The following is a 25,028-nucleotide window of genomic DNA, read 5'->3' as shown; positions in this document are numbered from 1 at the left end:
GGGGATGTATGTCGCTTGGGTTCAATCAGTTCCACTGGGCCAGGCCATGCAGCGCCTGGTCGGTGATTTCCACGCCGTGCCGCAGAACGGACTGGCGCCAGACGCCGGAATAGGGAACGTAGGTGTCGATCAGGTCGTGGCGCAGCTGTGCATCACGGGCCGCATTGGCCTGCTGAGGGGCGCGAAAGCGCAGCCACTGGTCTAGGCGCAGGGATTCGCTGGTGTTGGTGCCGCGTGTGCCGAACTCGATCACGGCGCCGGCGACCTTGCGGCCCGGTAGGAAGGCCTCCACACCGCGAAAGACCAGTCCCTGGTAGTCGGGGCGCGCCAGCCCATGCGGGCGCTGGCCCAGCACGCGCTCATGGCTCCACCACTGGGCGGCTTGCTGCTGTTCTTCGCTGCCATCGGCGTTGAAGCACAGGAAGAAGGGCTCGCCGTACTCCCCGATGCCGGTGTGCCAGTCGATCAGGGCCACCCGCTCGGTGTGTGCCAGGTGCTCGCCGAGAATGCGCTCCAGCGTGAGGTTGGACCATTCGCGCTGCTGGCCGCCAAACGCCAGGCCCTGGGCGTGGCGGTACTGGCCGCTGGCCATGGCATTGAACGTGGCATCGGCCCCATGCGCGTCGCGGAAGGCCTGGATGGCGTTCTGCACGCCTTGGCGCTCGGTGGCCGTCCAGTTGTCCGGGACCAGCTGTGCATGCAGCGCGTCGTAGGCGGTGTTGGAGGGTCGGGGGGCAGCGTGGTCGATGAAGTTGCGGTTCAGGTCGACATTGCTTTCGTTGGTGCGGGTGTCGTGCGACCAGCCGAAGGGGTTGAGCGCATGCACCAGCAGCACATTGGTGTCGGGCGGCAAGTCGCGCGCGGCCTGGCTGGCCAGCCAGGCGTTCTGTACGGCAGAGCCGGCCGCGCCTTCCAGGCCGTGCGTGCCGCTGATGAGCAGCAGCGTGCGGGTGGCGTCCGCAGGGCCCAGGCGGGCCACATCCAGGGTCAGGGGCTGCCCATCGGGGGTGGTCAACGTCGGGTGGGCGTAGTGCGACAGCTCTGCACCGGCGCGCTGCGCCTGGGCGATGAAGCGCTGGCGGCCATCGTTGTAGTCGTTCGCAAAGGCTTCCCAGATTTCCAGACCGGTGCTCATGTGTGGGACTCCTGCACAAACACTTGCAGGGCACCTGCCGCATCGGCGGGGTTCACGACCAGCTCGCCATAGGCTTTGTCCTGGGCCTGCACGCCGTTGACGGCGAGGACGTGGCGGGTCTGCGCCAGATCGCGCACACCGATGATGGAACCGGCAAACCATGCGCCTTCTTCCGCAGAGGCCGGTGGTGTGATGTCCGGGAACCGGGCCTGGAAGGCCAGGGGCGTGAGAAACAGCAGCCGCAGCGAGCCACGGCGCAGCGTCCAGCCATCCGGGCCGGTGTTGCCGATGGAAATGCGGCCAAAGGCCTGTTCGTAGGCACTGCGCAGGCTCAGCGGATCGGGGTGGACCACGACGAGCGCTTCGATGCGGCGCGCCGTGTTGGGATGGTCCTGCCACTCGGGACGGTAGACCAGGTGGCGTGTGAGATGCCCGCAGGTGAAGAAGTCCGGCGCGCCCAAGGCCCCGGTGGGAAAACGCGTGTTCAGCCAGGCCGCATCCTCGGCACCATCCGGCAGATGCACCGGGCGGCCGCCGCCTTCGGGCGCTTCGGCGTGGATGCCGACCTGGGCCAGCTCACGGTGCACCGCCGCACTGTCGGTGGTCTGCAGCGCCACCGCCACGGGCCCTTGGTACGCATCGGGGTAATGCGCGAAGCGCGAGGTGGCTTGCAGTGCGGGCGGGAAGTACAGCAGCTCCAGGTAGTTGGCATCCAGAATCAGCGTCTGGTTGCGGGTGCCCTGGTGGTGCACGCCCTGTGGCGCCAGCGCGAATCCCAGCTTGCGGTACTGCGCGGTGGCAGCGTTCAGGTCGTTGACCCGGATGATGTAGTGGTCCAACCCTGTGACCGATGGCAAAGACATATGTTTTCCTCGCTTGGCAGCTAAGGCAGCGAGGTTCCCACCGGGCCGGTTTTTCGAAAAAGAATGCTTGTGCGTATCGATATGCGGAACCGTTCATTGACACGCCGGGATGTGGTTTGTAAGCAGCGCGTAGGGTTGCCCGACATTTCAATGCGGATGGCAGCCTGCCCAGAGGGCAGGGCGCCACTGGGAGTTCCGGTGGCCGGCCCAGCACCGGCGTGCGGATGACCGGTCCATGGCGGGTGAGGGGCAGGCCCAAGCCGGCGCTTCTGGCCGCCGTGTGGGCGGCATGTCCCGGAGGCTGAAAGGGTGTTTGCGGCGCAGGAGGCCGCGCTGGGCAGTTCCAGGGGGGAGGAACTGCGAAGGTCCTGGGGGTGGCCCGGCGGTATTGGGCAGGTGCGCACCAGGCCGGGCAGGACTGCCCGTTCCCAGCACTGCGGCGGGCCCTGCAAGGGATGCGTGACCCGGGCCGCAGAACCAGAGCGGCGCCCTCGGCAGGCGCGTCACGAGCCGCGGGGAACGCGGGCCGTGGCGCAGGCCGCCGGTATCACGCCGTGCCGGATACCATGGGAAGGGCCATGCGGATGATGCGGATCACCGCAGGCCCCAGGACGACCATCACAATCGCCGGGAAGATGCAGGTCACCAGGGGCAGCAGCATCTTGGTGGGGATCTTGGAGGCCAGTTCTTCGGCGCGCATCTGGCGTTTGTGGCGCAGGTCTTCCGAGAACACGCGCAGCGACTCGCCAATGCTGGTGCCAAACCGGTCGGCCTGCGTCAGCATGGCGGCAAAGGTGTGGATCTCGTCCACGCCGGTGCGTGCGGCCAGGTTGCGTAGGGCTTTTTCACGGGCACTGCCGGCCCGCATCTCCAGGTTGGTCCAGTGCAGTTCCTCGGCCAGGGCGTCGCTCTGCAGGCGGATTTCCTCGGCCACCTTGGTCAGGGCCGCGTCCAGACCCAGCCCGGCCTCGACGCACACCAGCATCAGATCGGCCGCGTCCGGAAAATTCTCGAAGATTTCGCGTTTGCGACGCGAGGCCATCCAGCGCAGGACCAGGTTGGGCAGGTAGCAGGCCACCAGGGCCGCCACCAGCGGGTAGAACATGCGTTCGTTGCTGCTGGCCTTGCTGACGGTCAGCATGAAGGAGTAGACGGCCAGGGCGGCGCCCACGGGCAGCAGCGTTTTGATGCCGAAGTACAGCATGGGGGCGCTGTGGTGGCGGATGCCGGCATTCAGAAAGCGCAGGCGCAAAGGCGTGGCATCGATGCCCGCAGTAGGCGATGACAGGTGGGCGAAGGGGCCGATCAACCTGACGGCCGTCTCGGTCCAGTTGCTGTGGCCGGCCGTTGGTGCCAGTGCTTGCAGGCGTTGCGCCGCGGCGGTGGGGGTGAGCCAGAAGAACAGAGCCCCCGCAGTGAGCATGACCGCAGCAAAGGTGAGCAGGGCGAAGATCAGCATGGTGACTCCTTGCATTCAAGACAGGCTCATACCCGGATACGGATGATGCGGCGCAGCATCAGCATGCCGATCACCATCATGACGGCCAGCCATTTCAGGATGGTGATCCCAATGGGGTCCTTCCACATGGCCGACATGAATTCCGGATTCATCAGGTTGAGCAGGGCGGCCAGGGCAAAGGGCATCAGCCCCAGGATCCAGGCGGACATGCGGCCTTCGGAGGAGAGCACCCGCACCTTGGCGTAGAGCTTGTGTCGCTCCCGGATCAGGTGGCTCAGGTTGGACAGGATTTCGGTGAGATTGCCCCCGGATTCGCGCTGGATCAGCACCGCCACAATGAAGTAGCGCAGGTCCGTGATCGGCACCCGTTCCCCCAGGTTGTTCAGGGCCTGCTGCAAGGAGGTGCCGTAGTTGATCTCGTCGTGCACCAGACGGAACTCACCGGCAATGGGGTCGGGCAGCTCGTCGCCGGCCATCTGCAGGCCCGCCGAGAAGGCATGGCCGGCACGCAGCGCCCGCCCGATCAGGTCCAGGGCCTCGGGGAGCTGGCGCTCCATCAGCACCAGGCGCTGGTGCCGCCTGCGCTGCAAATAGAGCCAGGGCAGTGCGGCCAGCGCGGCGCCGCCGGCCACCGCCAACTCCAGCGGCTGGCGGAGCATGCTCAGGGTCAGCGCTCCTGCGGCCCACAGCACGGCGCTGGTGAGCAGCAGCCCCGACACCGTCCACTCCAGGCCCGACTGCACGATCAGCCGGTCCAGCTGGTGTGCATGGGGCATGCGCTGCAGCGTGCGTTGCAGCCCCGGCATGTCGCTGAGCACGCGTTCCTTGACCAGCTTGGACGGGGTGCTGCGGTCATCGGCTGCCGAGAGGGCGCGCAAACGGCGTTCCAGCTGCTTGGCTTCCGGGCTCTTGTACTGTCGCCACAGCACCTGGCAGGCTTCCAGCAGCAGCAGCATGGCCACAAACACCAGGGCGACGATCACCAGTGCCGAATGGGTGGAAAAAAAGGATGACATGGCGGCTCCTTTTCGGGGTGATCACTGGTAGTGGCGTGTCGGGTCGAAGACGGTGTCCGGCAGCGCAATGCCGAAGCCTTTGAGCCGCTCGGCAAACTTGGGGCGTACACCCGTGGCATGGAAGTACCCCTGCACGTCGCCGCCGGAACCGATGCCGGTCTGGGTGAAAGCGAAGATTTCCTGCATGGTGACCACATCGCCTTCCATGCCGGTGATCTCCTGGATGCTGGTGATCTTGCGCTTGCCGTCGGTGAGGCGCAGTGCCTGCACGATCACGGTGATGGCCGAGGCGATCTGCTGGCGGGCCGCCTGGTGCGGCAGATTCAGCCCTGCCATGCCGATCATGTTCTCCAGCCGGGACAGCGAGTCGCGCGGGGTGTTGGCGTGGATGGTCGTCAGCGATCCTTCGTGGCCCGTGTTCATGGCCTGGAGCATGTCCACGGCCTCGGCGCCGCGCACTTCGCCAATGATGATGCGGTCCGGCCGCATGCGCAGCGCATTGCGCACCAGGGAGCGCTGCGTGATCTCGCCCCGGCCTTCGATGTTGGGCGGGCGGGTTTCCATGCGCACCACATGGGGCTGCTGCAGCTGCAGTTCGGCGGCATCTTCGATGGTGACTATCCGTTCCGCCTCGGGGATGAAGCCCGAGAGGATGTTGAGCAGGGTGGTCTTGCCAGCGCCGGTGCCGCCCGAGATGATCATGTTCACCTTGGCCTTGGCCAGCGCTTCCAGTACCAGGGCCATGTTCGGTGTCAGGCTCTTGAGGTCATGGATCAGGTTCTCCATGCGCAGCGGGGTGTGGGCAAAGCGCCGGATGGACATCATCGGCCCATCCAGTGCGACGGGGGAGATGACCGCATTCACACGCGAACCGTCGGGCAGCCGGGCGTCCACCATGGGGCTGGATTCATCGATGCGCCGCCCGATGCGCGAGACGATCTTGTCGATGATGCGCAGCAGGTGCTTTTCATCGGTGAAGACCACCGGTGTCAGTTCCAGGCGCCCCAGGCGTTCCACATAGATCTGGTCGTGTCGGTTGACCAGGATGTCCGATACCGCCGGGTCCGCCATCAGCAGCTCCAGGGGGCCAAAGCCCAGCATCTCGTGCTGGATGTCGCGGATCAGCAGCTTGCGTTCCAGATCGTTGACCGCCGCCGAGTCTTCTGCCAGCAACCGTTCGGTCATGGCGGCGATTTCCTGGAGCAGTGTGGGCTTGGGAAGGGTTTCCAGCGCCGCCAGGTCGAAGCGCTCCACCATCTTGGCGTGGATCCGGCCACGCAGCGCCAGGTAGGCCGGAGACTGACCGTAGAGCGGTGGTGCAGGAGGCTGGGCGACCTCTGCCACCGGTGCATCCGGCGTGTCGGGATTGTCGGCCACGAGCTGAAGCGACGGCTTGGGGTTCCGGGCGGCAGAGGTGGCAAGAAAGTCTCGTAGCGACATGGCGGTCTCCTGGTAGGCGGTGGGGTGTTCAGGCACGGCGGAAGAGGCGGTTGAGCAGGCCGCTGTGGCCTTCATGCAGCGTGGGGGACAGCGTCTCGGCCCAGGCGCCCAACTCGCGCACCACCGTGCAGTTGCGGCTGGATTCGGCCAGTGCGACGCCGGCGTTGATGGCGGCCTGGACTTCCTGGGGGGCATCGGAGATGGTCTGCCACTGCAGCGTCTGGCCCAGGGTCCGCCGGACTTCGTTCAGGCCGATGTCGCTGCGCTTGTCCACCCGGTTCAGCACCGGGTGCAGCCGGTCTTCTGCATAGCCCAGGTCCTGGAGCATGTGCAGCAGCTTCTGCGCATTGCGTACCGCGGGCACATTGGGCAGCAGCACGGGTGCAATGGTCTGCGCCCGGTCGAGCACGCGCAGGGCCAGGGGGTCCAGCACACGGCCCATGTCCAGTAGCACGAAGTCATAGTGGGCGGTGGCCAGCGCCACGATGGCATCCACATGTTCGGGCGTGACGCCCATGGCCTGGATGGCGTTGTCCGGTGCCGCCAGCACATGCAGATTGGGGCTCACCTTGACGGCGCAGGCGGTGAGGAAAGAGGCATCGAGACGGTGGATGTCCGTTGCGATGTCGCCCAGTGTCAGGTTGGGTCTGCCTTCGTGCAGATAGGACAGTGCATCGCCGTACTGCAGATTCAGGTCGATCAGCAGCACAGAGTGTTTGCGTGCCAGCGCCCACCCCAGGTTGGTGGTCAGGAACGTGGCCCCGGCACCGCCCTTGCAAGGCAGGAGCGCCACGGTCTGGCCTTGGGCCGCGTGGGGCGTGGCATCCTGCAGCTTGGCTGCAATGCGTTGCACGGCGTCCAGCAAGGTCTGGGGCGCGGCGGTGGAGGGCAGGACTTCCCGCACCCCGGCACGCATGGATTGCAGCAGGAACTCGGGCGACTGCTGGGCGCACAGCAGCAGCACGGCGGTGCGTGGGTAGCGCGTGGTCACCTGCTCCACCGGTGCCAGGTCGGCCGGGTCGCAGCACATGCCGTCCACCATCATCAGGTCGGGGCGCTCGTGTTCGGCAATCGCTGGCATGCGGGTCTTGCCGCCCTCGAAGACATGCACCTGGTGAGCGTGGGTCTGCAGCACCTGCACCATCTCTTGCAGATGGGCAGGGCGGGGGGAGATGATGACGATCTTCATGGTGTGGGGACTCGCGGTTTAGTTGGTGCAAGCGGTGTTGCTGTTGGGGTCCTGCCGCATGATTTCCCGTGGGAGCGTGGTGGAAAAGCTGGGAGTCGGAATCGCGGCCCGCATGCCGGAGCCCACGATGGGGGAAATCCACTGAAACTGCAGGCCGGTGACCGCCACGGTGACGCTCTGGCAGGTGGCTGCCGTGCAGCCGGTCGGAGTCCAGCTGGTGCTGATGCTCTGGATCTGGGGCAGCAGCGCCTGCATGCGGGCCAGCACCTGGGCCTGTTTGGTGGTGTCGTCGCAGACCGCGGCATAGCGTGCACCGGCACGCGCCGTCTCGTTGGCGGCCACCCAGGTGAAGAGCATGCGGCTGAAGTCCAGGATGCCCAGCAGGAACATCAGGAAGACCAGCAGGGCCAGGGCGAATTCGATGATGGTGGCGCCGCGCTCTGTACGGCGGTGGTGTGAGGCTCTCATGTCTGGGTCCTCATGGTGGCGGCGATGTTGCTGAGGGTCAGTCCGTCGTTGGCATCGCCGAGCCTCAGCCCGAAGACACTGGCCGTCATGAACTGGAAGCGGTAGTTGTTGACGGTGACGGTGACGGTATTGATCAGCGGATAGGTGCCTGCGGTCTGCCAGGAACAGGTCACTGAACCGGTGGTCAGGCCGCGGGCCAGTGGCGTGGTGCCGGCGGTGGTCTTGCCGTACACCACCAGGTTCTGGGCCTGGGCGCAGTTGGTGTTGGGCAGCTGGACCGACAGGTAGCGCACCGCGTCACGGACCGATTTGGCGACGGTGTTGTATTCGTAGAGTGCGCGGCCGAATTCCACGACCAGCATGCTCAACAGAATCAGGAAGGGCAGGATCAGCGCGAGCTCTACCAGCTCCACGCCTTGTTGACGGTGGTGGGCGCGCATGACATCACCTCACGAGGACAGGGACCAGGGGGCCGGCCGATCCGCCAGCGAGTCCGCTGGTGGTGCAAGGGCTGCCAACCGCCCCCGCATTGCCCAGGAATTCCAGCTGCACGTCATTGACGGGAATGGTCATGGGCTGGAGCATCAGCATGCAGGCAAAGTCGATCAGTCTGCGGCTGGAGTTGACGATGGGCACGGTCACGATGCGGCGGTCTGCCCCGTAGGCCTGGTGCTGGGCGGAGGTGGCAATTTTGGAGAAACCGCCGCCCTGCATGCCGCACTGCGAAGCGTTGTTGCCGCAGCGCGTGAACGCCAGGCGCTGGGCGAGGAAGTTGGGCGTGCTGCCGGAAGTGCCGCTGTAGGCGTTGCGCCCTGCCGACCAGCTGGACGAGGTGTAGATGAAGCCGGTGTAGTCGGGCCGGTTGACGGCGGGATCGCTGTTGTTCTTGTAGATGCCGAAGCGGTAGTTCCAGATTTCCACCACGGAGGCCTGCACGCCGGGCGTACCCAGGGTGTCGCCAATCTTGCTGCCGCAGTGGCCGTTGAGCTCATTCGCCGTCTCCGATGCACTGTTGGAGCCGTCCAGATTGGCCCAGCCAAACGTGCTGCCGCCACTCGATTTAGACAGCAGGGTCAGCCAGTCGCCCACGGTATAGCCATAGTTCGGGCTGGTGGCGCCGGGCGTTTTTGGCTGCAGTGCGACGGGTATGGGGCAGGCGCTCTGTGCGCTGGCGCGGGTGGCCACGGCCGTGGTGCGTACGCTGCGGGACGATGGATAGTCGGCCGTGTTGCCGGAGAAGGCGCCCATGGCCTGCAGCAGCCACAGGCGGATGTTGGGCTGGGTGTGGGTGCACTGGGCGTAGACCGCCGCAGCCGGGGCGGTGGTGTCGATGTAGCTGCTGTTGCGGAAGGTGATGTCGCCCGCTGTCACCTTGCCCTCGCCACTCCAGGTGGCGGACTGTAGGTTCACTCTGTTCACGTTGGCGGCGGCGCTGCCGGCGCTTACGGCGCGGGTGATGGCATCGGACTTGCCGTTGAGTTCACGTGCGGCCGCCAGTGCGCAGCTGTCCAGGGCGGTCTGCAGTTCGGTCTTGACGATGAACAGGCGGCCGAAATCCAGCGCGATGCCCATGAAGCCCAGCAGCAGCAGCAGGGCCAGTGCGGCGGTGATGATGATGGCTCCGCGCTGGCGCCGGTGTCCGCGGCAGCCAGTGAGTCCGGCAGGCCGCGCCAATGTGGGGGCAAGTGTGCGGGTGCTCATGATGGAACCTCATCGCATGCTTAAAGGGTGGTGTGTGTGTGGACGCCGGGGGTGTCGGCACGGCAGCAGGCTGCCGTGCCGACCCCGTCGACATGGCCCCTAGGTGCATGTGCCCGTCAGGCAGTCCGAGACTCGGGTGATGAAGTCCGCGAACTGGCCGCCGGCCAAGCCCTGCAGTGCCAGCACCAGTGCAATGGAAACCACTGCAATGATCAGCGCGTATTCCACGACCTGTGCGCCTTCTTCATCCTGGAGGAAGTGGTGCACAGCGCCGCTCCATTGAGGTGATAAGTACATGGTTTCCTCCTGTGAGGGGTGTCTGGGCGAACGCTTGCTGCGTCAAATCATTCGCAGGTCGACGTGGTCAGGCAGTTGGAGACCCGGGTGATGAATTCGCTGAAGCCGCCACCGTCTTCAGTGAGCGCCTTGAGTGCAATCACCAGCGCAATGGAGACCACGGCGATGATCAGTGCGTACTCGACGACCTGTGCGCCTTCGTCGTCGCGGACAAAGGACAGCAGGGAATTGCCAAATTGATGAGCGATATGGGACATGGTGAACCTCAGTGTGTTGAAAGGTGGGAGACACATACGAAACATTGGCTCTAGGCCGGTAGCTGGCGTGCAAGGCCGGTGTGCGGTCTGGACTCCTTTCGAACTCAAGTGGTTGTGATAGACAGTGATGGGTCAGGTGCTACTGGGAATCGGGGCGTCAGGGGGTGCCGCCGCCGCCCCCTCCCGCACCGGAGTTGCTGGAGCTCAATGAGCCGCCAATATTGATGACGTTGACGGCCTGGGGCGGGTTCTTGTAGCTTTGCTCGTACCGCTCCAGGGTGTGCCGGGTGGCACGGCCATCCATGCCGCTGGCGGCATCGGCGCCGATGCCCGGCGTCTTGCCCGCATCAGGGTTGATGGTCATCTGCATGCGGGCAGAGCGGACGGCGTCTCCGAAGCGGGCGTCGTAGTGGGGGGTGGTGCTGCCGCAGCCCGCCAGCAGTGCGGCGGTGGCCAGGGGAAGCAAGGTGGTGCGAATGGACATGGCGGCCTCCGGTTCAGGTGGGCGGGTTTTGGGGGGCCGGGCGGCTGGCCGGGGGCTCAGCCGAAGGCAGCGTCTGCACTTCCGGTGTGGCGGTTGCAGGAACCGGTGTCGCCATGGTGGCCGGTGCATCCGCCGGGGCTTGCTTGGGCGATGGCGGCGGCGTGGAGCTTTCCAGCGCACCGTTCAGGTACACCTCGGCACGCGAAGGCGGCACATGGTTGTCGGTGGGTACGGAGGGCGCTTGGGCCAGTGCCTGTACCAGGCGCGGGGTGATGATGAACATCAGCTCGGTCTGGTCCGTCTGGAACTCGGTGCTGCGGGCCAGTGCCCCCAGCACGGGAATCTCGCCCAGTCCCGGAAAGCGCTTGATGGCTTCGGTGATGTTGTTCTTGATCAGCCCTGCAATGACCAGGCTCTGGCCGTCATTGAGCTGCACCGTGGTATCGGCCCGGCGCACCGACAGCGAGGGGATGACGGAGGTGACCCCGTTGATGGAGGTGAACGGTGAGCCGGTCTGGGACAGGTCGGACACTTCGGACACCAGCTTCAGGTTGACGCGTGCATTGCCCAGCACCGTGGGGGTGAACTTGACGCCGATGCCGAACTCTTTTTCTTCCAGCGTCATCACCGGCACACCGTTGGTGTTGGTCTGCGCCACGGGAATGAAGATCTTCCCGCCGGACAGGAAGCTGGCCTGCTGGCCACTGATGGCCATGATGTTGGGTTCGGCCAGGATGCGGACCAGGCCATCGTCCTTCTGCCCATCGATGTTCAGCGCGCCTTTGCCGACGCGCAGGGCGCTCAGCAGGCCGCCGCCGCCGCTCAGGAAATTCGACACGACGGAGTAGGTGTTCATGCCACCGCTGGTGATGCGCTGGCCGCTGAAGCTGGAGCCCAGCTTGTCGAGCAGGGTCTTGCTCACTTCGGCGATCTTGACTTCCAGCATCACCTGGTGGGGCGAGGTGGTGCGCAGCAGGTTGACGATCTTCTTGCTGTCGCTGTAGGCCCCGGCCAGGGTGACGATGTCGTCCAGGCGCAGCGGATTGCTGATCTCGCCGCTGAGCACCAGGGCGTTGTCGGCGCCCTGGATACGGATGCCGCGTTCCTCGGGCATCAGTTCAGCGAGCTTGGCCTGCAGTGGGCCCGGATCGATGGTGACGACCACATCCTTGATGAAGCAGGTGCCCTGGGCGTTCTGCAGGATGACGTTCATGGCACCCGACTTGCGGCCCCGGAAGAACAGGTCGCGGGGGCTGAGCAGCTGCACCTCGATGTCCGCGATGCCGTTCTGTGCCTGTGCCTGGCCGGCCATGGCGGTGGCGGGGGCTGCCTGGCCGGCTGCGGGTGTCTGGCCGCTCACCAGGATGCGCGCCATGGGCGAGCTCAGGGGAATGACGACGGATTTGCCCAGCGTGACGGTGGCGGGCTCCTCCATGCGGATGGCGGTACATTGCCGGGTGGGCGAGGCGGCACGCGGTGCCGCAGACGCTGCGGCAGGTGCCGCCATGGCCATGGCAGGGGATGCGCCAGCGGGCTGGGCATCGGCGGCCAGCGCGGATGATGCGCTGACCAGCAGCAGGTTCACTGCTGCACAGAGATGGTGGTATTTCACGGCCGGCCTCTCTCTCTTGGATATGTGGGTAGCGTGGATGTCAGAAGCAGTTGAGGGTGCTGGTGCCGCCCTGGATGACTTCGACACAGGTGGCTGCCGATGGCAGTGGTGCGGGCCGGGCGCGGGGCGCGGCGGGCTTGGCCACAGCCACCTTGACGGGGGCGCTGGGCGGTGTGGGTTCGGCCGTGCCGAACAGCTGGTGCTTGGTGATGCCCGCAGTGCTGACGGGATCCTTGTCAATCTGGTTGCGCAGCACCAGGGACAGGTTGCCTACGCTGCGTGCCAGATCCAGTTTCTCGGCCTCTTCCGGGCTGAGTTCGAGCGTGACGGCGCTGACCACCTTGGGCTTGGTTTCGTCGCGATCGGCTTCCTGGGCCACGGCCAGTACCAGCACGTTCTCCAGCACGGTCTTGCTGATCTGGCGCGCATCGTCCGATTTGCCACCTTGCTCGGTTTGGGCGTTGACCACCACATCCACGTGGTTGCCTGGCAGGGCGAAGCCCGCCACGCCCACCACATCGTTCACCCGCACGGTCATGGCCCGCTTGCCCGGGGCAATGACGGCGGCCAGGCCGCCCCGGGTTCCCACGGGGGCCAGCTTGCCTTCCAGCACCGCCTCCCCGCGCAGCACGCCGACCTTGACGACACGGTCCTGCAACTGCTGGATGTCATGGAAGGCGCCGTTCGGGATTGACCCCCGGGGCCAGTCCACCGTGCTGAGCATGGTGGGAAGAATCTTGCTGCCCAGAGGGATGTCGCTGACAGCGACCACCACCTTGTCGGCATCGATGCTGCCGCGCTGGGCAACCCAGTTGGCGGCGTAGACCGCAGCGGCCAGGCTGGCAAGTGCAGCGAGGACGAACAGACCCAGGGCCTTGAGGTTTTTCATGGGGACCTCCCGCTATACCGTAGTGATGGTTAAACCCAGGTGAATTGCCGGGCGATGAGAAACGATGCGGTGCCCAGCGCAATGCTCACCCCGTAGGGCAGCGTGCCCACGGATGGCGCTGAACTGGCGCGTGCATCGGGACGGATCCCCGCGGCGACGGAGATGAACAGCAGCTGTGTGGTCTGCCGTGTGTTGTGCAGCAGCTTCCTGGCGGCCCTGTGCCACAGTGCGTAGGCCAGGGCAGCAATACCGCCAGCGATGAAGACGAAGATCACGGCATGCCAAGTGCCGTCAGGACCCAGGAATGCGCCCGCCATGGCCATCAGCTTGACGTCCCCCGCGCCCATGGCGCGCAGCAGGTACAGCGGCAGCATGAGCACCAGCCCCAGGCCCAGACCGCCCAGTGCCCAGAGAAATCCGCCGCCGTGGTGGGAGGAGGTGGTCAGGCTGTAGAGCAGGGCGGTGGCTGCACCACCGAAGGTGAGGGCATTGGGAATGCGGCGGGTGCGCAGATCGCAGATGGCGGCGGCCAGCAAAAGCAGCAGCAGCAGCAGCGAGCGTGGCTCGGTGAGCAGTGCGCCCACCAGGTCGGCTCCGGCGCGAAGTTCTGAAAAGTCCATGACCAGCCTCCACTCTCTGTGCTTGCTGAACCGTGTCCGTCACCGTGGCCGGTGTTGATCGGATGCGATCCAAAAGTGACATTGCAAGATAGATAATCTCTATCGGAATATTTATCTTGTTTTGAGAAATATTAGGCCTGGTGGATATTTTTCACAATCGAATAGTGCGTAAGAAATCTCCGATACCCATCGACGCAGTTACATAACCGTCGCTGTAGGCTAAATCGCATCTGACCCCATATGTAATTGCGACGTATTTGTATTTTGTTTACGGTTGGTCGATTCAATAAAGTGGAAAAGACCTTGTATGTCCGGGTGTGCCTGCGCTGGTCGCCAGGTGGGTCGGAGGGGCGGCTACCTGGCCCTACCTGGTTTGCGCCGGATGCCCAGGGTTTGCGCGCCGTGTAGGGCAAATTCCTGTGGGCTTTGGCGCTCCACTTTTGCAAGCAAATCCAGTCTGCCGGCGGCCGATCATCTAGGGATTTAATGGGTATTTATTATTTAAAAAAGATAAATATAAGTGGCAATCTATATGCAGAAATGAGAATTTTTTGAGATGTGAATAGTAGTTTCTTGTGTAACTGGAAAAATATATATTCACAATTCGTTCAGGTGATATTTGGTTTTTACCAACCAGATAAATATTCAGAATCCGTTCAGGTCAATCACATGGTCCATGGTATTTCCACCTATTTGGAAGTGGCTGCTGGAAAATGCGAGCCAGAAAAAAATCTGCTGTCGCGGAACGCGAACCATCCTTGCGTATCTCCACGCTGCTTTCGGAAAGGTCCGGTGGAAGGGGCCAGGGGGCAGGCCGCAGTGCTTCACCGCAGATTGCGGCGTGCTTTGCCGGTGCATTCCTGCTGGGAGTGCAGGGCACAGCGGTGGCGCGGCATGCTGCAGAAGCGGCATGGGGAAAGCCGCTGTGGAGGCTGGAGCCGGCACCGCACCGTTGCACCGCCAAGAAAAAAAAGAGCGCTTCACAGGAAGCGCTCTGGGTGCGGGGCGTAGACGGGGTCTACATGTTGTTGGGCAGTGCAGTCACGATCTGCGGGAAGAACCACAGGATCACCAGGGCCAGCACCATCAGGAAGAAGTAGGGTGCGCAGACGCGGGCGATATAGGTGATCTGCTTGCCCGTCATGCCTTGCAGCACAAACAGGTTGAAGCCCACGGGCGGCGTGATCTGCGCGGTCTCCACGGTGATCACCAGGAAGATGCCGAACCACAGGGGGTCGATGCCAGCGGCCTGGATGATGGGCAGCACCACGCTCATGGTCAGCACGATGGTGGAGATGCCGTCCAGGAAGCAGCCGATCACGATGTAGAAGATGCCCAGCACGATGATCAGCATGGCGGGCGACAGGTGGAGGCTGCCCACGAATTCCGCCAGCTGGCGCGGCAGGCCGATGTAGCCCATGGACAAGGTCATGAAGGCAGCCCCGGCCAGGATCAGCGCGATCATGCAGTACAGGCGCGTGGCACCGAACAGGGCGTCCTTGAAGTTCTTCCAGGTCAGCGCGCCTTGCACGGCCGACAGCACCAGCGAGCCGACCACTCCAATGGCGGCGGCCTCGGTTGCCGTGGCAATGCCCGAATAGATGCTGGCGATCACTGCCGCAATCAGCAGCACGACCGGAATCAGGTGGCGCGATTCGTAGATCTTCTCCTTGAAACTCATGGTCCCGTCGGCCTTGGGCACCTTGCCGGGGTTGAGCAGCGCCCAGATCATGATCCAGCCGCTGAACATGACCGCCAGCATGATGCCCGGCAGTACGCCGGCCATGAACAGCTTGGAGATCGACATCTCGGCCGACACGCCGTAGACGATCAGGATGATCGATGGCGGAATCAACAGGCCCAGGGTGGCCGGGCCGCCCAGCGAGCCGATCACCTGGTCCTGCGGGTAGCCGCGCTTGAGCAGCTCGGGCACATTCATCTTGCCCACGGTGGCGCAGGTCGCGGCGGAGGAGCCCGACACGGCCGCAAAGATGGTGCAGCCAATCACATTGGTGTGCAGCAGGCGGCCGGGCAGGGCGTTGACCCAGGGGGCCAGGCCGCGGAACATGCTCTCGGACAGGTTGGTGCGGTAGAGGATTTCGCCCATCCACACAAACAGCGGCAGGGCGGTCAGCGTCCAGCTGCTGGCCGACCCCCAGATGGTCATGGCCATGGCATCACCGGCGGCGCGCGCGGTGAAGAACTCCATGCCGAACCAGGCCACGCCGGCCAGGGTCAGGCCGACCCAGACGCCGCCCGTGAGCAGGGCTAGCAGCACCACGATCAGTGCAATGCTTGCGGTAATTTCATTCATGGTGCGCGTCCTCGTTCGCAACGGCCTGGCGCTTGCCCATCAGCTCCAGCACCAGTTCGTCGCAAAAAGCGATGAAGAAAACAATGGTGCCCAGGGCCATGAAGATCTGGGGAATCCACATCGGCGTGGCATCGATGCCCACCGAGATATCGTCAATCTCCCACGACTGGAACACTAGGCGTGTGGAATAGAACGCCAGAAAGCCGGCCAGCGTGGTGGCGATCACCAGGGCAGTCACTTCCATGGTCTTGAGCGCCTTGCCTTTGAGGGCGCCCAGCAGCAGGGTGACGCGGATGTGTTCGCCCTTCTTGAGCGTGCTGGCCAGGGCCATGAAGCCGCAGCCGGCCATGGCATAGCCTGCATAGGCATCGGTGCCCGGGGCGTTGAAACCGATGACACGGCTCAACACCGTGAGCAGCACCATCACCAGAATTCCGATCATTCCCAGGCCTGCCAGCCAGGCGGCAGCGTCGTACAGACCATCTAAAAATTTGCGCATGCTTGTGTTCCGCAGCAGGGGTTGAACCGGTCCCATCGGACAAGGCCCTTGCGCTGCCTGGTGCAATGCAAGGGCCTTGTTTCAGGGCTGCAACCTATTACTTGGCCTTCTTGTAAGCGTCCAGAATGGCCTGGCCGTCCGCACCGGCCTTTTCGGTCCACTCCTTGACCACGGTCTCGCCGACCTTGGCCAGATCGGCCTTCAGCTGGGCGGAGCCGGTTTCGATGCTCATGCCACCGGCCTTGAGCGCGGCGATGGACTTGGCATCCACTTCCTTGGATTCCTTCCAGCCGCGGGCTTCCGCGTCGGCTGCGGCCTTCAGCACGGCGTCCTGCGTGGCTTTGTCCAGCGCGGCAAAAGCCTTCTTGCTCACGGTCACGGCATTCTTGGGGATCCAGGCCTGCACGTTGTAGTAGTACTTCAGGTTTTCAAACAGCTTGTTGTCGGCACCGGTGGCGCTGGAGGTGATCAGGCCGTCCACCACACCAGTGGCCAGGGCTTGCGACAGCTCGGCTTCCTGCACGGTCACAGGCTGTGCGCCGATCAGCTCGCCGATGCGGGCGGTGGTGGGCGAGTACACGCGCCACTTCATGCCCTTGAGGTCGGCCACCGAGTTGACGGGCTTCTTGGTGTAGATGCCCTGGGGCGGCCAGGCCACCGAATACAGCAGCACCTGGCCTTGCTTGTCCAGCAGCTTCTGCAGCGCAGGCTTTTGCGCCTGGTAGAGCTTGAAGGCTTCGTCGTAGCTGCTCACCAGGAAGGGCAGGCCGTCTGCGCCGAAGATCTGCGATTCGTTCTGGAAGCTCACCAGAAAGAACTCGCCCATCTGCGCATTGCCGGTTTGCACGGCGCGCTTGATCTCGGGCATCTTGAACAACGATGCGCCGAAGTGCGGCGTGATCTTGAGCTTGCCGCCGGTGGCAGCGTCCACCTCTTTCACAAACAGCTCGTTGTTCTTGGAGTGGAAGTTGCCGGGGCCGTAAGCGGTGGCGAAATCCCACTTGGTTTGGGCAGCGGCCGCACCGGCAAAACCGATGCTGGCGACCAAGGTGGCGGTAGCGCAAAAGATGCGACGCTTCATGTTGACTCCTTGAGGAAGGGCTGAAAGATGCAGGTGGTCACGTAAGGCAAGTTACGTGCCAAAAGTAGCATTGGTTTCAACAATCATCCATAGGGGATTTCAACGATGATGCAGTTGCGTAGGTGTTGTAGCTTCTTATTGTTGAGAGTCTGAATTCAGATTGTTCAACTAAATTGGTGCATATCCCTGTGGCGGTGCACCTTCCTGGGGATTGGAATCACGGCAGCTGGCGGGCATAGACGGCCAGCACCATGCGTTCGGATTGCACCAGATAGGTCTCCAATTCCTGGGCAGCCTCCTTGGTCTGCCCATCCATCAACATCTGCAGCAGGCGCGCGTTATGGTCGACATAGGGGGCATGAAGGTATTCGGGATCGTCCAGCATGCCGAAGGCCAGCCGCAGTTCGGCGGCCAGGTGGGCAAACATGGAGGACAGGCGTGCACTGTCGCTGAGCGCCACGATGCCCGCATGGAAAGCCATATTGGCCGAGCCCACGGTGCGCCAGTCCTTCACCTGGCGGGCGGCCAGGGCGTCGTCCACGGCCTGGCGCATGCGTTTGTGCGCAGGGTGCAGCGGCCATGCCTTCTCCAGCGACTGGCATTCGATCAGCCGGCGCACCCGGTAGATGTCAATGATGTCGGCAATGGAGGGGGTGGCCACGGAGACCCCGCGGTTGGGTTCATGCCGCAGCAGGCCTTCCTTGATCAGCGTGCGGAAGACCTCCCGCAAGGTGTTGCGCGAGATGTCCAGTTGCTGGCTCAGTGCGGCTTCCGACAGGCGCTGCCCGGCGCGCAACTCGCCGTGGATCAGCTGTTGGCGGATGCGCTCGGCCACGGCATCGCTCAGGCTCGTGGATTCGTTGCTGGAGGGGTCGCGTGGGCTTGGCATGGCAGATTGGTAAGGAATTTGCTAGATATTGTTGAACAAAGCGCTGGCATGTGGCGCAAGGAGCATACAAGATGGATTTGAACAGCGATCTGGGCGAAAGCTTTGGTGCCTGGAGCATGGGCGACGATACCGCCATGCTCGATATCGTCAGCAGCGCTAATGTGGCATGCGGCTTCCATGCCGGTGATGCCGCGGGCATTCTCGCCACCCTGAAGGCGGCCAAGGCGCGCAATGTGGTCGTGGGCGCCCATGTGGCCTACCGCGATCTGGCCGGTTTCGGCCGCCGCAACATGGATGTGGCCAGCAGCGATCTGGTGGCCGACGTGATCTACCAGATCGGCGCGCTGCAGGGCCTGGCCCAGGCGGCGGGCACCACGGTGCGGTATGTGAAGCCGCATGGCGCGCTCTACAACACCATTGCCCAGGACCGGCGCCAGGCCACCGACGTGATCAACGCCATCAAAGCGATCGATCCCTCGCTGGTGCTGATGGCGCTGGCGGGAGCACCGCTGATCGGCTTGGCGCGCGACGCCGGCCTGACCGTGGTGGCCGAAGCCTTTGCCGACCGTGCCTACACCCCCCAGGGGGCCCTGGTTTCGCGCCGCGAAGCCGGTGCCGTGCTGCACGATGAAACCCTGATCGCCCAGCGCATGCTGACCCTGGTGCGCGAAGGCGTGATCGAGGCCGTGGATGGCTCCATGGTGCGCGTGGAGGCCGATTCGATTTGCGTGCATGGCGACAGCCCCGGGGCGGTGTCCATTGCCCGTGCGCTGCGCCAGCGCTTTGAAGCAGAAGGCGTGCAGATCGCCTCGTTCGTGGCATGAGCGGCATGCGTTTTCTGCCGGTCCACCGCCAAGCCCTCATGGTGGAGCTGGACGATCTGCAGCAGACCCTGGTGCTGCTCCAGTCCCTGCAGGCCGAGCCGATTGACGGCGTGCAGGAGCTGGTGCCTGCTGCGCGCACCATCCTGGTGTACTTTGCTCCGCACCGGGTAACGGCGGCGCAGCTGGTGCAGGCAATTGCGGGCCGCAATCTGCAGGGCAGCGTGCAGCGCTCGGATGTGCTGGTGGAAATTCCCGTGCGCTATGACGGCGAAGACTTGGCCGATGTGGCGCAGATGCTGGGCATCAGCGTGCACGAGGTGGTGCAGCGCCACACCGGCAGCGAATGGTCGGTGGCGTTCACCGGCTTTGCACCGGGCTTTGCCTATCTGTCAGGGGGCGACCCCATTTTCAACGTGGTGCGCCGTACCACCCCGCGCACCAAGGTGCCGGCGGGCGCGGTGGCGCTGGCCGGTACGTTCAGCGCGGTCTACCCCCAGGCCAGCCCGGGCGGCTGGCAGATCATCGGCGTGACGGATGCCGCCATGTGGGATCTGGCGCGTGACCTGCCCGCGCTGCTGCAGCCGGGCTACCGCGTGCGGTTTGTCGATGCCTCCACCGTCAGCGCCGGGGCAGACCCGTGCGCGGCGGATGCGGCACCCGTCCAGGCAGCGGCGGCGGTGCCCACCGCAGCCATGGCGGAGACCGGCCAGGCACTGCGGGTGCGTGCCACCGGGTTGCTGACCGTGTTCCAGGACCGTGGCCGCCATGGACAGGCGGGCCAGGGGGTTTCGGCTTCCGGCGCCATGGACCAGGCGGCTTTCAAGAGCGCCAACCGCCTGGTTGGCAATGCCAGCCACCTGCCGGTGCTGGAGACCGTGGGCGGCGGCTTGGTGCTGCAGAGCGTGGGCGAGAACGTGGTGGCCGTGACCGGCGCCGACGCGCCCCTCACTATCACCACCGCAGCCGGCCGCCGCTGGAATGCGCCGCGGTACGCGGCCATTGCGCTGGCCGATGGCGACAGCCTGGGCCTGGGGCAGCCCACGACCGGTGCCCGCTGTTATGTGGCGGTGCGCGGCGGCTACCGGGTGACCCCGGTGCTGGGCAGCGCATCCACCGATACCTTGGCCCAGGTGGGCCCGCCCGCCCTGCACAGCGGTCAGCTGCTGCCTGTGGAAGCGGCCTTGCATGCCGTGGTGGGCGATGCGGCCCTGGCACCAGACCTGCTGCCGGCCCCCGGCCAGGAGGTGGTGCTGGATGTGGAGCTGGGCCCGCGCACCGACTGGTTCACGCCCGAGGCCGTGGCCCTGCTGGCCAGTCAGCGCTGGCAGGTCACGCCCCAGTCCAACCGGGTGGGCCTGCGCCTGGCCGGTGACGAGGCCTTGGCGCGTGCCATCACCAGCGAGCTGCCCAGCGAAGGCACTGCCCTGGGCGCCATCCAGGTGCCTGCCAGCGGCCAGCCGGTGCTGTTCCTGGCGGACCACCCTCTGACCGGGGGCTACCCGGTGATCGGCTGTGTGGCCCCCCACCACCTGGATCTGGCGGGGCAGATCCCGGTGGGTGCATGGATTCGTTTTAACCCCGTTCGTGCATTCGCAGTGTTGAACCCTGCGGTGGCGGACTGAGGAAGCGGTATGAAAAAAGTCCTGATAGCGAACCGCGGCGAGATTGCCGTGCGCATTGCCCGTGCCTGCGCCGACTACGGCGTGAAGTCCGTGGCGGTGTATGCCAATGCCGACATCGATGCCTTGCATGCCCGCACGGCCGACGAAGCCTATGGCCTGGATGGCGACCAGCCTGCCGACAGCTATCTGCACATCGGCAAGCTGCTGGCGATTGCCCAGAAATCCGGCGCCGATGCGGTGCATCCCGGCTATGGCTTTCTGTCGGAAAGCGAAGCCTTTGCGCGCGCGGTGCTGGATGCCGGCCTGATCTGGATCGGACCCCGGCCCGAGACCATTGCCCAGTTGGGCGACAAGGTGGAAGCCCGCAAGATTGCGCTGAAGGTGGGCGCGCCGCTGGTGGCGGGCACGCCCGGCCCGGTGCAGAACGCCGATGAGGTGCTGGTCTTTGCACAGCAGCATGGCCTGCCCATCATCATCAAGGCGGCGTTCGGAGGCGGTGGCCGCGGCATGAAGATCGCGTGGCGCATGGACGAGGTGGCCGAGCTCTATGCATCGGCCGTGCGCGAGGCCGTGACCGCCTTTGGCCGCGGCGAGTGCTTTGTGGAACAGTTCCTGGACAAGCCCCGCCATATCGAGGCGCAGGTGATGGCGGACACCCACGGCCACGTGGTGGTGATGGGCACGCGGGACTGTTCGCTGCAGCGCCGCAACCAGAAGCTGGTGGAAGAGGCGCCTGCGCCCTTCATCACCGAGGAGCAGCGGGCACGCATCCACAACGCCGCCAAGGCGATCTGTGCCGAGGCGGGCTATGTCGGCGCCGGTACCGTGGAGTTTCTGCTCAGCGACAACGGCCAGGCCGGGGGCGCCATCTCTTTCCTGGAGGTCAACACCCGCCTGCAGGTGGAACACACGGTGACCGAGGAAACCACGGGCGTGGACCTGGTGATCGAGCAGCTGCGCGTGGCCGACGGCCTGCCGCTGTCCGTCACCGAGACCCCGGTGCCACGCGCGCACTCCATCGAGTTCCGCATCAATGCCGAGGATGTGGGGCGCGGCTTTCTGCCCACGCCCGGCCCGGTGCTGAAGTTTGTTCCGCCATCCGGCCCCGGTGTGCGCCTGGACTCCGGGGTGGAATCGGGTTCGGTCATTCCCGGCAGCTTTGACTCCATGATGGCCAAGCTCATCGTGACGGGCGCCACGCGGGAACAGGCCCTGGCCCGTGCCCGCCGTGCGCTGCGCGAGTTCCAGATCGAAGGCGTGGCATCGGTGCTGCCCTTCCACCAGGCGGTGATCGGGCACCCGGATTTTGTGGGACAGGACGGCTTCAAGGTGCACACGCGCTGGATCGAATCGGGCTTTGCCGAGCCGCTGGCCGCTGCCGTGCGTGCGGAGCCGCTTCCCGACGCCAGCCTGGTGCGCACCGCCATCGAGATGGACGGCCGCCGCGTACAGCTGGGCTTGCCCGCGGTGCTGCTGCAAGGGCTGGCCGCAGGCACTGGTGGTGCAGTGTCGGTGTCTTCTGCCCCGGAGGCGGTGGATGCAGCGGCCGTGCAGTCCCCGATTGCAGGCAATCTGCACGCCTGGAAGGTGGCGGATGGCGATGCGGTCCAGGAAGGCGATGTGATCGCCGTGATGGAAGCCATGAAGATGGAAATGCAGGTCACGGCGCACTGCAGCGGGCGCATCACGCTGGCGGCGGCCGCCGGCACGGCCCAGACGCTGGGGGCGGTGATCGCGCACATCCGCTGAATGGAAGGGGCGGCAGATCAGGCTGGGCACCGTGCTTGACATTGACATGATGTCAATCTCTACAGTCATACTCCACAACCTTGGAGAGTGTGATGAACGCTGCAAACAGACTGCCTGCCCATTTCGATTTCACCGTAGAGGGAATGACCTGCGCGTCCTGCGTGGGCCGGGTGGAGCGTGCGCTCAAGAAGGTGCCCGGTGTGCAGGAGGCGGTGGTCAATCTGGCTACGGAAAAAGCCAGCCTGCAGCTGGATGATCCGGCGCAGGCTGCCACCATCCTGCCGTTGGCGGTGGCGGCCATCGAGAAGGCCGGCTATGCCGTGCCCCAGCAGACCGTGGATCTGCAGGTCGGCGGCATGACCTGCGCGTCCTGCGTGGGCCGGGTCGAGCGGGCGCTGAAGAAAGTGCCCGGCGTGCAGGGCGCCAGTGTCAATCTGGCCACGGAGCGCGCGGCCGTGCAGGTCAACGACGGCACCGATGTGGGGGCGCTGATTGCCGCCGTGGCCAAGGCTGGCTACGAGGCCAGCGTGGTGCCGCAGGCCGGCTCCGGCAAGGCGGTGGACGACGCGGCGGCCGAGCGCCAGGCGCAGGAGCGGGCCTCACTGCAGCGCGCGCTGATTTTTGCCGCGGTGTTTGCATTGCCCGTGTTCCTGCTGGAAATGGGCGGCCACATGGTGCCGGCTTTCCACCATTGGGTGTCCCATACCATCGGCACGCAGAACAGCTGGTACCTGCAGTTTGCACTGACGGCCGTGGTGCTGTGCGGCCCGGGCCGCCGCTTCTTTGAAAAAGGCATTCCCGCCTTGCTGCGCGGGGCGCCGGACATGAATTCGCTGGTCGCCGTGGGTACCTCGGCCGCCTTTGCCTATTCGGTGGTGGCCACCTTTGTGCCGCAATGGCTGCCGGCCGGCACCGTGAATGTGTACTACGAGGCGGCCGCCGTCATCGTGGCGCTGATCCTGCTGGGGCGCTTCATGGAAGCGCGCGCCAAGGGCAATACCTCCGAAGCCATCCGCCGCCTGGTGCAGCTGCAGGCCAAGACCGCCCGCGTGCGCCGCGATGGTACGGTGCTGGAGCTGGACATTGCCCAGGTGCATGCCGGTGATGTGATCGAAGTGCGGCCGGGCGAGCGCATTCCGGTGGACGGGGAGGTGGTCGAGGGCCAGAGCTTTGTCGATGAATCCATGATCAGCGGCGAACCCGTGCCGGTGGAAAAGACCGTGGGCGCCGAAGTCGTGGGCGGCACGGTGAACCAGAACGGTGCCCTGGTGTTCCGGGCCACCAAGGTGGGGGCCGACACGCTGCTGGCGCAGATCATCCGCATGGTGGAGCAGGCCCAGGGCAGCAAGCTGCCGATCCAGGCGCTGGTGGACAAGATCACCATGTGGTTTGTGCCTGCGGTGATGGCGGCGGCGCTGCTGACCTTTGCCGTCTGGCTGGTCTGGGGCCCAGCGCCTGCGCTGAGCTTTGCGCTGGTGAATGCCGTGGCCGTGCTCATCATTGCCTGCCCCTGCGCCATGGGGCTGGCCACGCCGACGTCCATCATGGTCGGCACCGGCCGCGCCGCGCAGATGGGGGTGCTGCTGCGCAAGGGCGAGGCGCTGCAGCAGCTCAAGGATGCCAAGGTGGTGGCGGTGGACAAGACCGGCACGCTGACCAAGGGCCGCCCGGAGCTGACCGATCTGGTGCTATCTGATGGGCTGCAGCGCAGCCAGGTGCTGGCGCAGGTGGCGGCCGTGGAGGACCGCAGCGAGCACCCGATTGCCCGCGCCATCGTGGATGCGGCGCGTGCCGAAGGTCTGCAGATCCCGGCGATCAGCGGGTTTGAATCCGTCACCGGCTTTGGCGTGCGCGCGGTGGTCGACGGCCACCGGGTGGAGATCGGCGCGGACCGCTTCATGCGCGAACTGGGCCTGGGTGTGGACGGTTTTGCGGCCGAGGCGCTGCGCCTGGGCGGCGAAGGCAAGACGCCGCTGTATGCGGCCATCGATGGCAGGCTGGCTGCCATGATTGCCGTGGCCGACCCCATCAAGCCCACGACCCGGCCCGCGATTGAGGCGCTGCATGCGCTGGGTCTGAAGGTGGCGATGATCACCGGCGACAACCGCCACACCGCCGAAGCGATTGCCCGGCAACTGGGCATTGACGAAGTGGTGGCCGAGGTCCTGCCCGGCGGCAAGGTGGAGACCGTGCAGCGCCTGAAGGCCGAGCACGGCACGCTGGCCTATGTGGGGGACGGCATCAACGACGCCCCCGCGCTGGCCGAGGCCGATGTGGGCATTGCCATTGGCACGGGCACCGACATTGCGATCGAGGCGGCCGATGTGGTGCTGATGTCGGGCGACCTGTCGGGCGTGCCGAATGCGATTGCGCTGTCCAAGGCCACGATGAAGAACATCGGTGAAAACCTGTTCTGGGCCTTTGCCTACAACGTGGCGCTGATCCCCGTGGCGGCGGGTCTGCTGTACCCGTTCAACGGCACGCTGCTGTCGCCCGTGTTTGCGGCCGGGGCCATGGCGTTGTCCAGCGTGTTTGTGCTCTCCAATGCGCTGCGGCTCAAGCGGTTCAAGGCACCGTTGTAAGACCGCAGGCTGCCGGGGCGCGGCTGCGGCATGAAAAA

The 25,028-nt window shown here is 65.1% G+C and carries 23 protein-coding genes; 4 read left to right on the top strand and 19 right to left on the bottom strand.

Annotated features, from left to right (window positions below):
* Positions 1-25: 25 nt before the first annotated feature.
* The 19 genes from KW830_RS10315 to KW830_RS10225 form a co-directional block, all read right to left on the bottom strand.
* Entirely contained in the window at positions 26-1,135 is a 1,110-nt protein-coding gene (locus tag KW830_RS10315) for a M14 family metallopeptidase (protein WP_218333073.1), read from the bottom strand.
* Positions 1,132-1,998 carry a VOC family protein gene (locus KW830_RS10310; RefSeq protein WP_218333072.1) on the bottom strand — a complete coding sequence of 289 codons (867 nt, stop codon included), beginning with the start codon at positions 1,996-1,998 and terminating at the stop codon, positions 1,132-1,134. The genes KW830_RS10315 and KW830_RS10310 overlap by 4 nt, the downstream gene beginning before the upstream one ends.
* A 547-nt stretch (positions 1,999-2,545) precedes the next feature.
* Positions 2,546-3,457: a type II secretion system F family protein gene (locus KW830_RS10305; protein ID WP_218333071.1), complete on the bottom strand. Its 912-nt coding sequence runs from the start codon at positions 3,455-3,457 to the stop codon at positions 2,546-2,548.
* 26 nt (positions 3,458-3,483) lie between these two features.
* The gene (locus KW830_RS10300; protein ID WP_218333070.1) at positions 3,484-4,473 is read right to left on the bottom strand and encodes a type II secretion system F family protein; all 990 of its coding nucleotides are present in this window, start codon (positions 4,471-4,473) and stop codon (positions 3,484-3,486) included.
* A gap of 21 nt (positions 4,474-4,494) precedes the next feature.
* The gene (locus KW830_RS10295; protein ID WP_218333174.1) at positions 4,495-5,913 is read right to left on the bottom strand and encodes a CpaF family protein; all 1,419 of its coding nucleotides are present in this window, start codon (positions 5,911-5,913) and stop codon (positions 4,495-4,497) included.
* Between the two features lie 28 nt (positions 5,914-5,941).
* A complete protein-coding gene (locus KW830_RS10290) occupies positions 5,942-7,102 on the bottom strand; it encodes an AAA family ATPase (RefSeq protein ID WP_218333069.1) in 1,161 nt (386 codons plus the stop codon).
* Positions 7,103-7,120: 18 nt separating this feature from the next.
* On the bottom strand, positions 7,121-7,570 hold the full coding sequence (locus KW830_RS10285; protein WP_218333068.1) for a TadE/TadG family type IV pilus assembly protein: 450 nt from the start codon (positions 7,568-7,570) through the stop codon (positions 7,121-7,123).
* Positions 7,567-8,010 carry a TadE/TadG family type IV pilus assembly protein gene (locus KW830_RS10280; protein ID WP_218333067.1) on the bottom strand — a complete coding sequence of 148 codons (444 nt, stop codon included), beginning with the start codon at positions 8,008-8,010 and terminating at the stop codon, positions 7,567-7,569. The genes KW830_RS10285 and KW830_RS10280 overlap by 4 nt, the downstream gene beginning before the upstream one ends.
* 4 nt (positions 8,011-8,014) lie before the next feature.
* A complete protein-coding gene (locus tag KW830_RS10275; RefSeq protein ID WP_218333066.1) occupies positions 8,015-9,271 on the bottom strand; it encodes a pilus assembly protein TadG-related protein in 1,257 nt (418 codons plus the stop codon).
* Between the two features lie 99 nt (positions 9,272-9,370).
* A complete protein-coding gene (locus KW830_RS10270; protein WP_218333065.1) occupies positions 9,371-9,568 on the bottom strand; it encodes a Flp family type IVb pilin in 198 nt (65 codons plus the stop codon).
* Between the two features lie 47 nt (positions 9,569-9,615).
* On the bottom strand, positions 9,616-9,825 hold the full coding sequence (locus KW830_RS10265; RefSeq protein WP_218333064.1) for a Flp family type IVb pilin: 210 nt from the start codon (positions 9,823-9,825) through the stop codon (positions 9,616-9,618).
* A gap of 157 nt (positions 9,826-9,982) precedes the next feature.
* The gene (locus tag KW830_RS10260) at positions 9,983-10,309 is read right to left on the bottom strand and encodes a hypothetical protein (protein WP_218333063.1); all 327 of its coding nucleotides are present in this window, start codon (positions 10,307-10,309) and stop codon (positions 9,983-9,985) included.
* Positions 10,310-10,322: 13 nt separating this feature from the next.
* Positions 10,323-11,822, bottom strand: coding sequence for a type II and III secretion system protein family protein (locus tag KW830_RS10255; protein ID WP_255578297.1), 1,500 nt, complete (start codon positions 11,820-11,822; stop codon positions 10,323-10,325).
* Positions 11,823-11,961: 139 nt separating this feature from the next.
* Positions 11,962-12,810 (bottom strand): Flp pilus assembly protein CpaB, encoded by an 849-nt coding sequence (cpaB, locus tag KW830_RS10250; protein ID WP_218333062.1) that lies wholly within the window; start codon positions 12,808-12,810, stop codon positions 11,962-11,964.
* A gap of 29 nt (positions 12,811-12,839) precedes the next feature.
* Complete coding sequence (locus KW830_RS10245) at positions 12,840-13,430, bottom strand: prepilin peptidase (RefSeq protein WP_218333061.1); 591 nt, start codon at positions 13,428-13,430, stop codon at positions 12,840-12,842.
* Positions 13,431-14,448: 1,018 nt separating this feature from the next.
* Complete coding sequence (locus KW830_RS10240) at positions 14,449-15,744, bottom strand: TRAP transporter large permease (protein WP_218333060.1); 1,296 nt, start codon at positions 15,742-15,744, stop codon at positions 14,449-14,451.
* Entirely contained in the window at positions 15,737-16,243 is a 507-nt protein-coding gene (locus KW830_RS10235) for a TRAP transporter small permease (RefSeq protein ID WP_218333059.1), read from the bottom strand. The genes KW830_RS10240 and KW830_RS10235 overlap by 8 nt, the downstream gene beginning before the upstream one ends.
* Positions 16,244-16,340: 97 nt before the next feature.
* Positions 16,341-17,324, bottom strand: a complete 984-nt coding sequence (locus tag KW830_RS10230) for a TRAP transporter substrate-binding protein (protein ID WP_066540150.1) — start codon at positions 17,322-17,324, stop codon at positions 16,341-16,343.
* Between the two features lie 217 nt (positions 17,325-17,541).
* Complete coding sequence (locus KW830_RS10225; RefSeq protein WP_066540152.1) at positions 17,542-18,213, bottom strand: GntR family transcriptional regulator; 672 nt, start codon at positions 18,211-18,213, stop codon at positions 17,542-17,544.
* 71 nt (positions 18,214-18,284) lie between these two features.
* Here KW830_RS10225 and KW830_RS10220 point away from each other — a divergent pair, with 71 nt between their 5' ends.
* The 4 genes from KW830_RS10220 to KW830_RS10205 all read left to right on the top strand — a co-directional run bounded on the left by KW830_RS10220 (position 18,285) and on the right by KW830_RS10205 (position 24,990).
* Positions 18,285-19,037, top strand: coding sequence for a LamB/YcsF family protein (locus tag KW830_RS10220; protein ID WP_218333058.1), 753 nt, complete (start codon positions 18,285-18,287; stop codon positions 19,035-19,037).
* Between the two features lie 5 nt (positions 19,038-19,042).
* Positions 19,043-20,659 carry an urea amidolyase family protein gene (locus KW830_RS10215; protein ID WP_218333057.1) on the top strand — a complete coding sequence of 539 codons (1,617 nt, stop codon included), beginning with the start codon at positions 19,043-19,045 and terminating at the stop codon, positions 20,657-20,659.
* A 9-nt stretch (positions 20,660-20,668) separates the two neighbouring features.
* Positions 20,669-22,408 carry a biotin carboxylase N-terminal domain-containing protein gene (locus tag KW830_RS10210; RefSeq protein WP_218333056.1) on the top strand — a complete coding sequence of 580 codons (1,740 nt, stop codon included), beginning with the start codon at positions 20,669-20,671 and terminating at the stop codon, positions 22,406-22,408.
* Between the two features lie 92 nt (positions 22,409-22,500).
* Positions 22,501-24,990: a heavy metal translocating P-type ATPase gene (locus KW830_RS10205; RefSeq protein WP_218333055.1), complete on the top strand. Its 2,490-nt coding sequence runs from the start codon at positions 22,501-22,503 to the stop codon at positions 24,988-24,990.
* Positions 24,991-25,028: the final 38 nt, after the last annotated feature.

Source organism: Comamonas sp. CMM03, assembly GCF_019218715.1.
GTDB lineage: Bacteria > Pseudomonadota > Gammaproteobacteria > Burkholderiales > Burkholderiaceae_C > Comamonas > Comamonas terrigena.
This window is presented reverse-complemented; position numbering and strand designations above follow the sequence as displayed.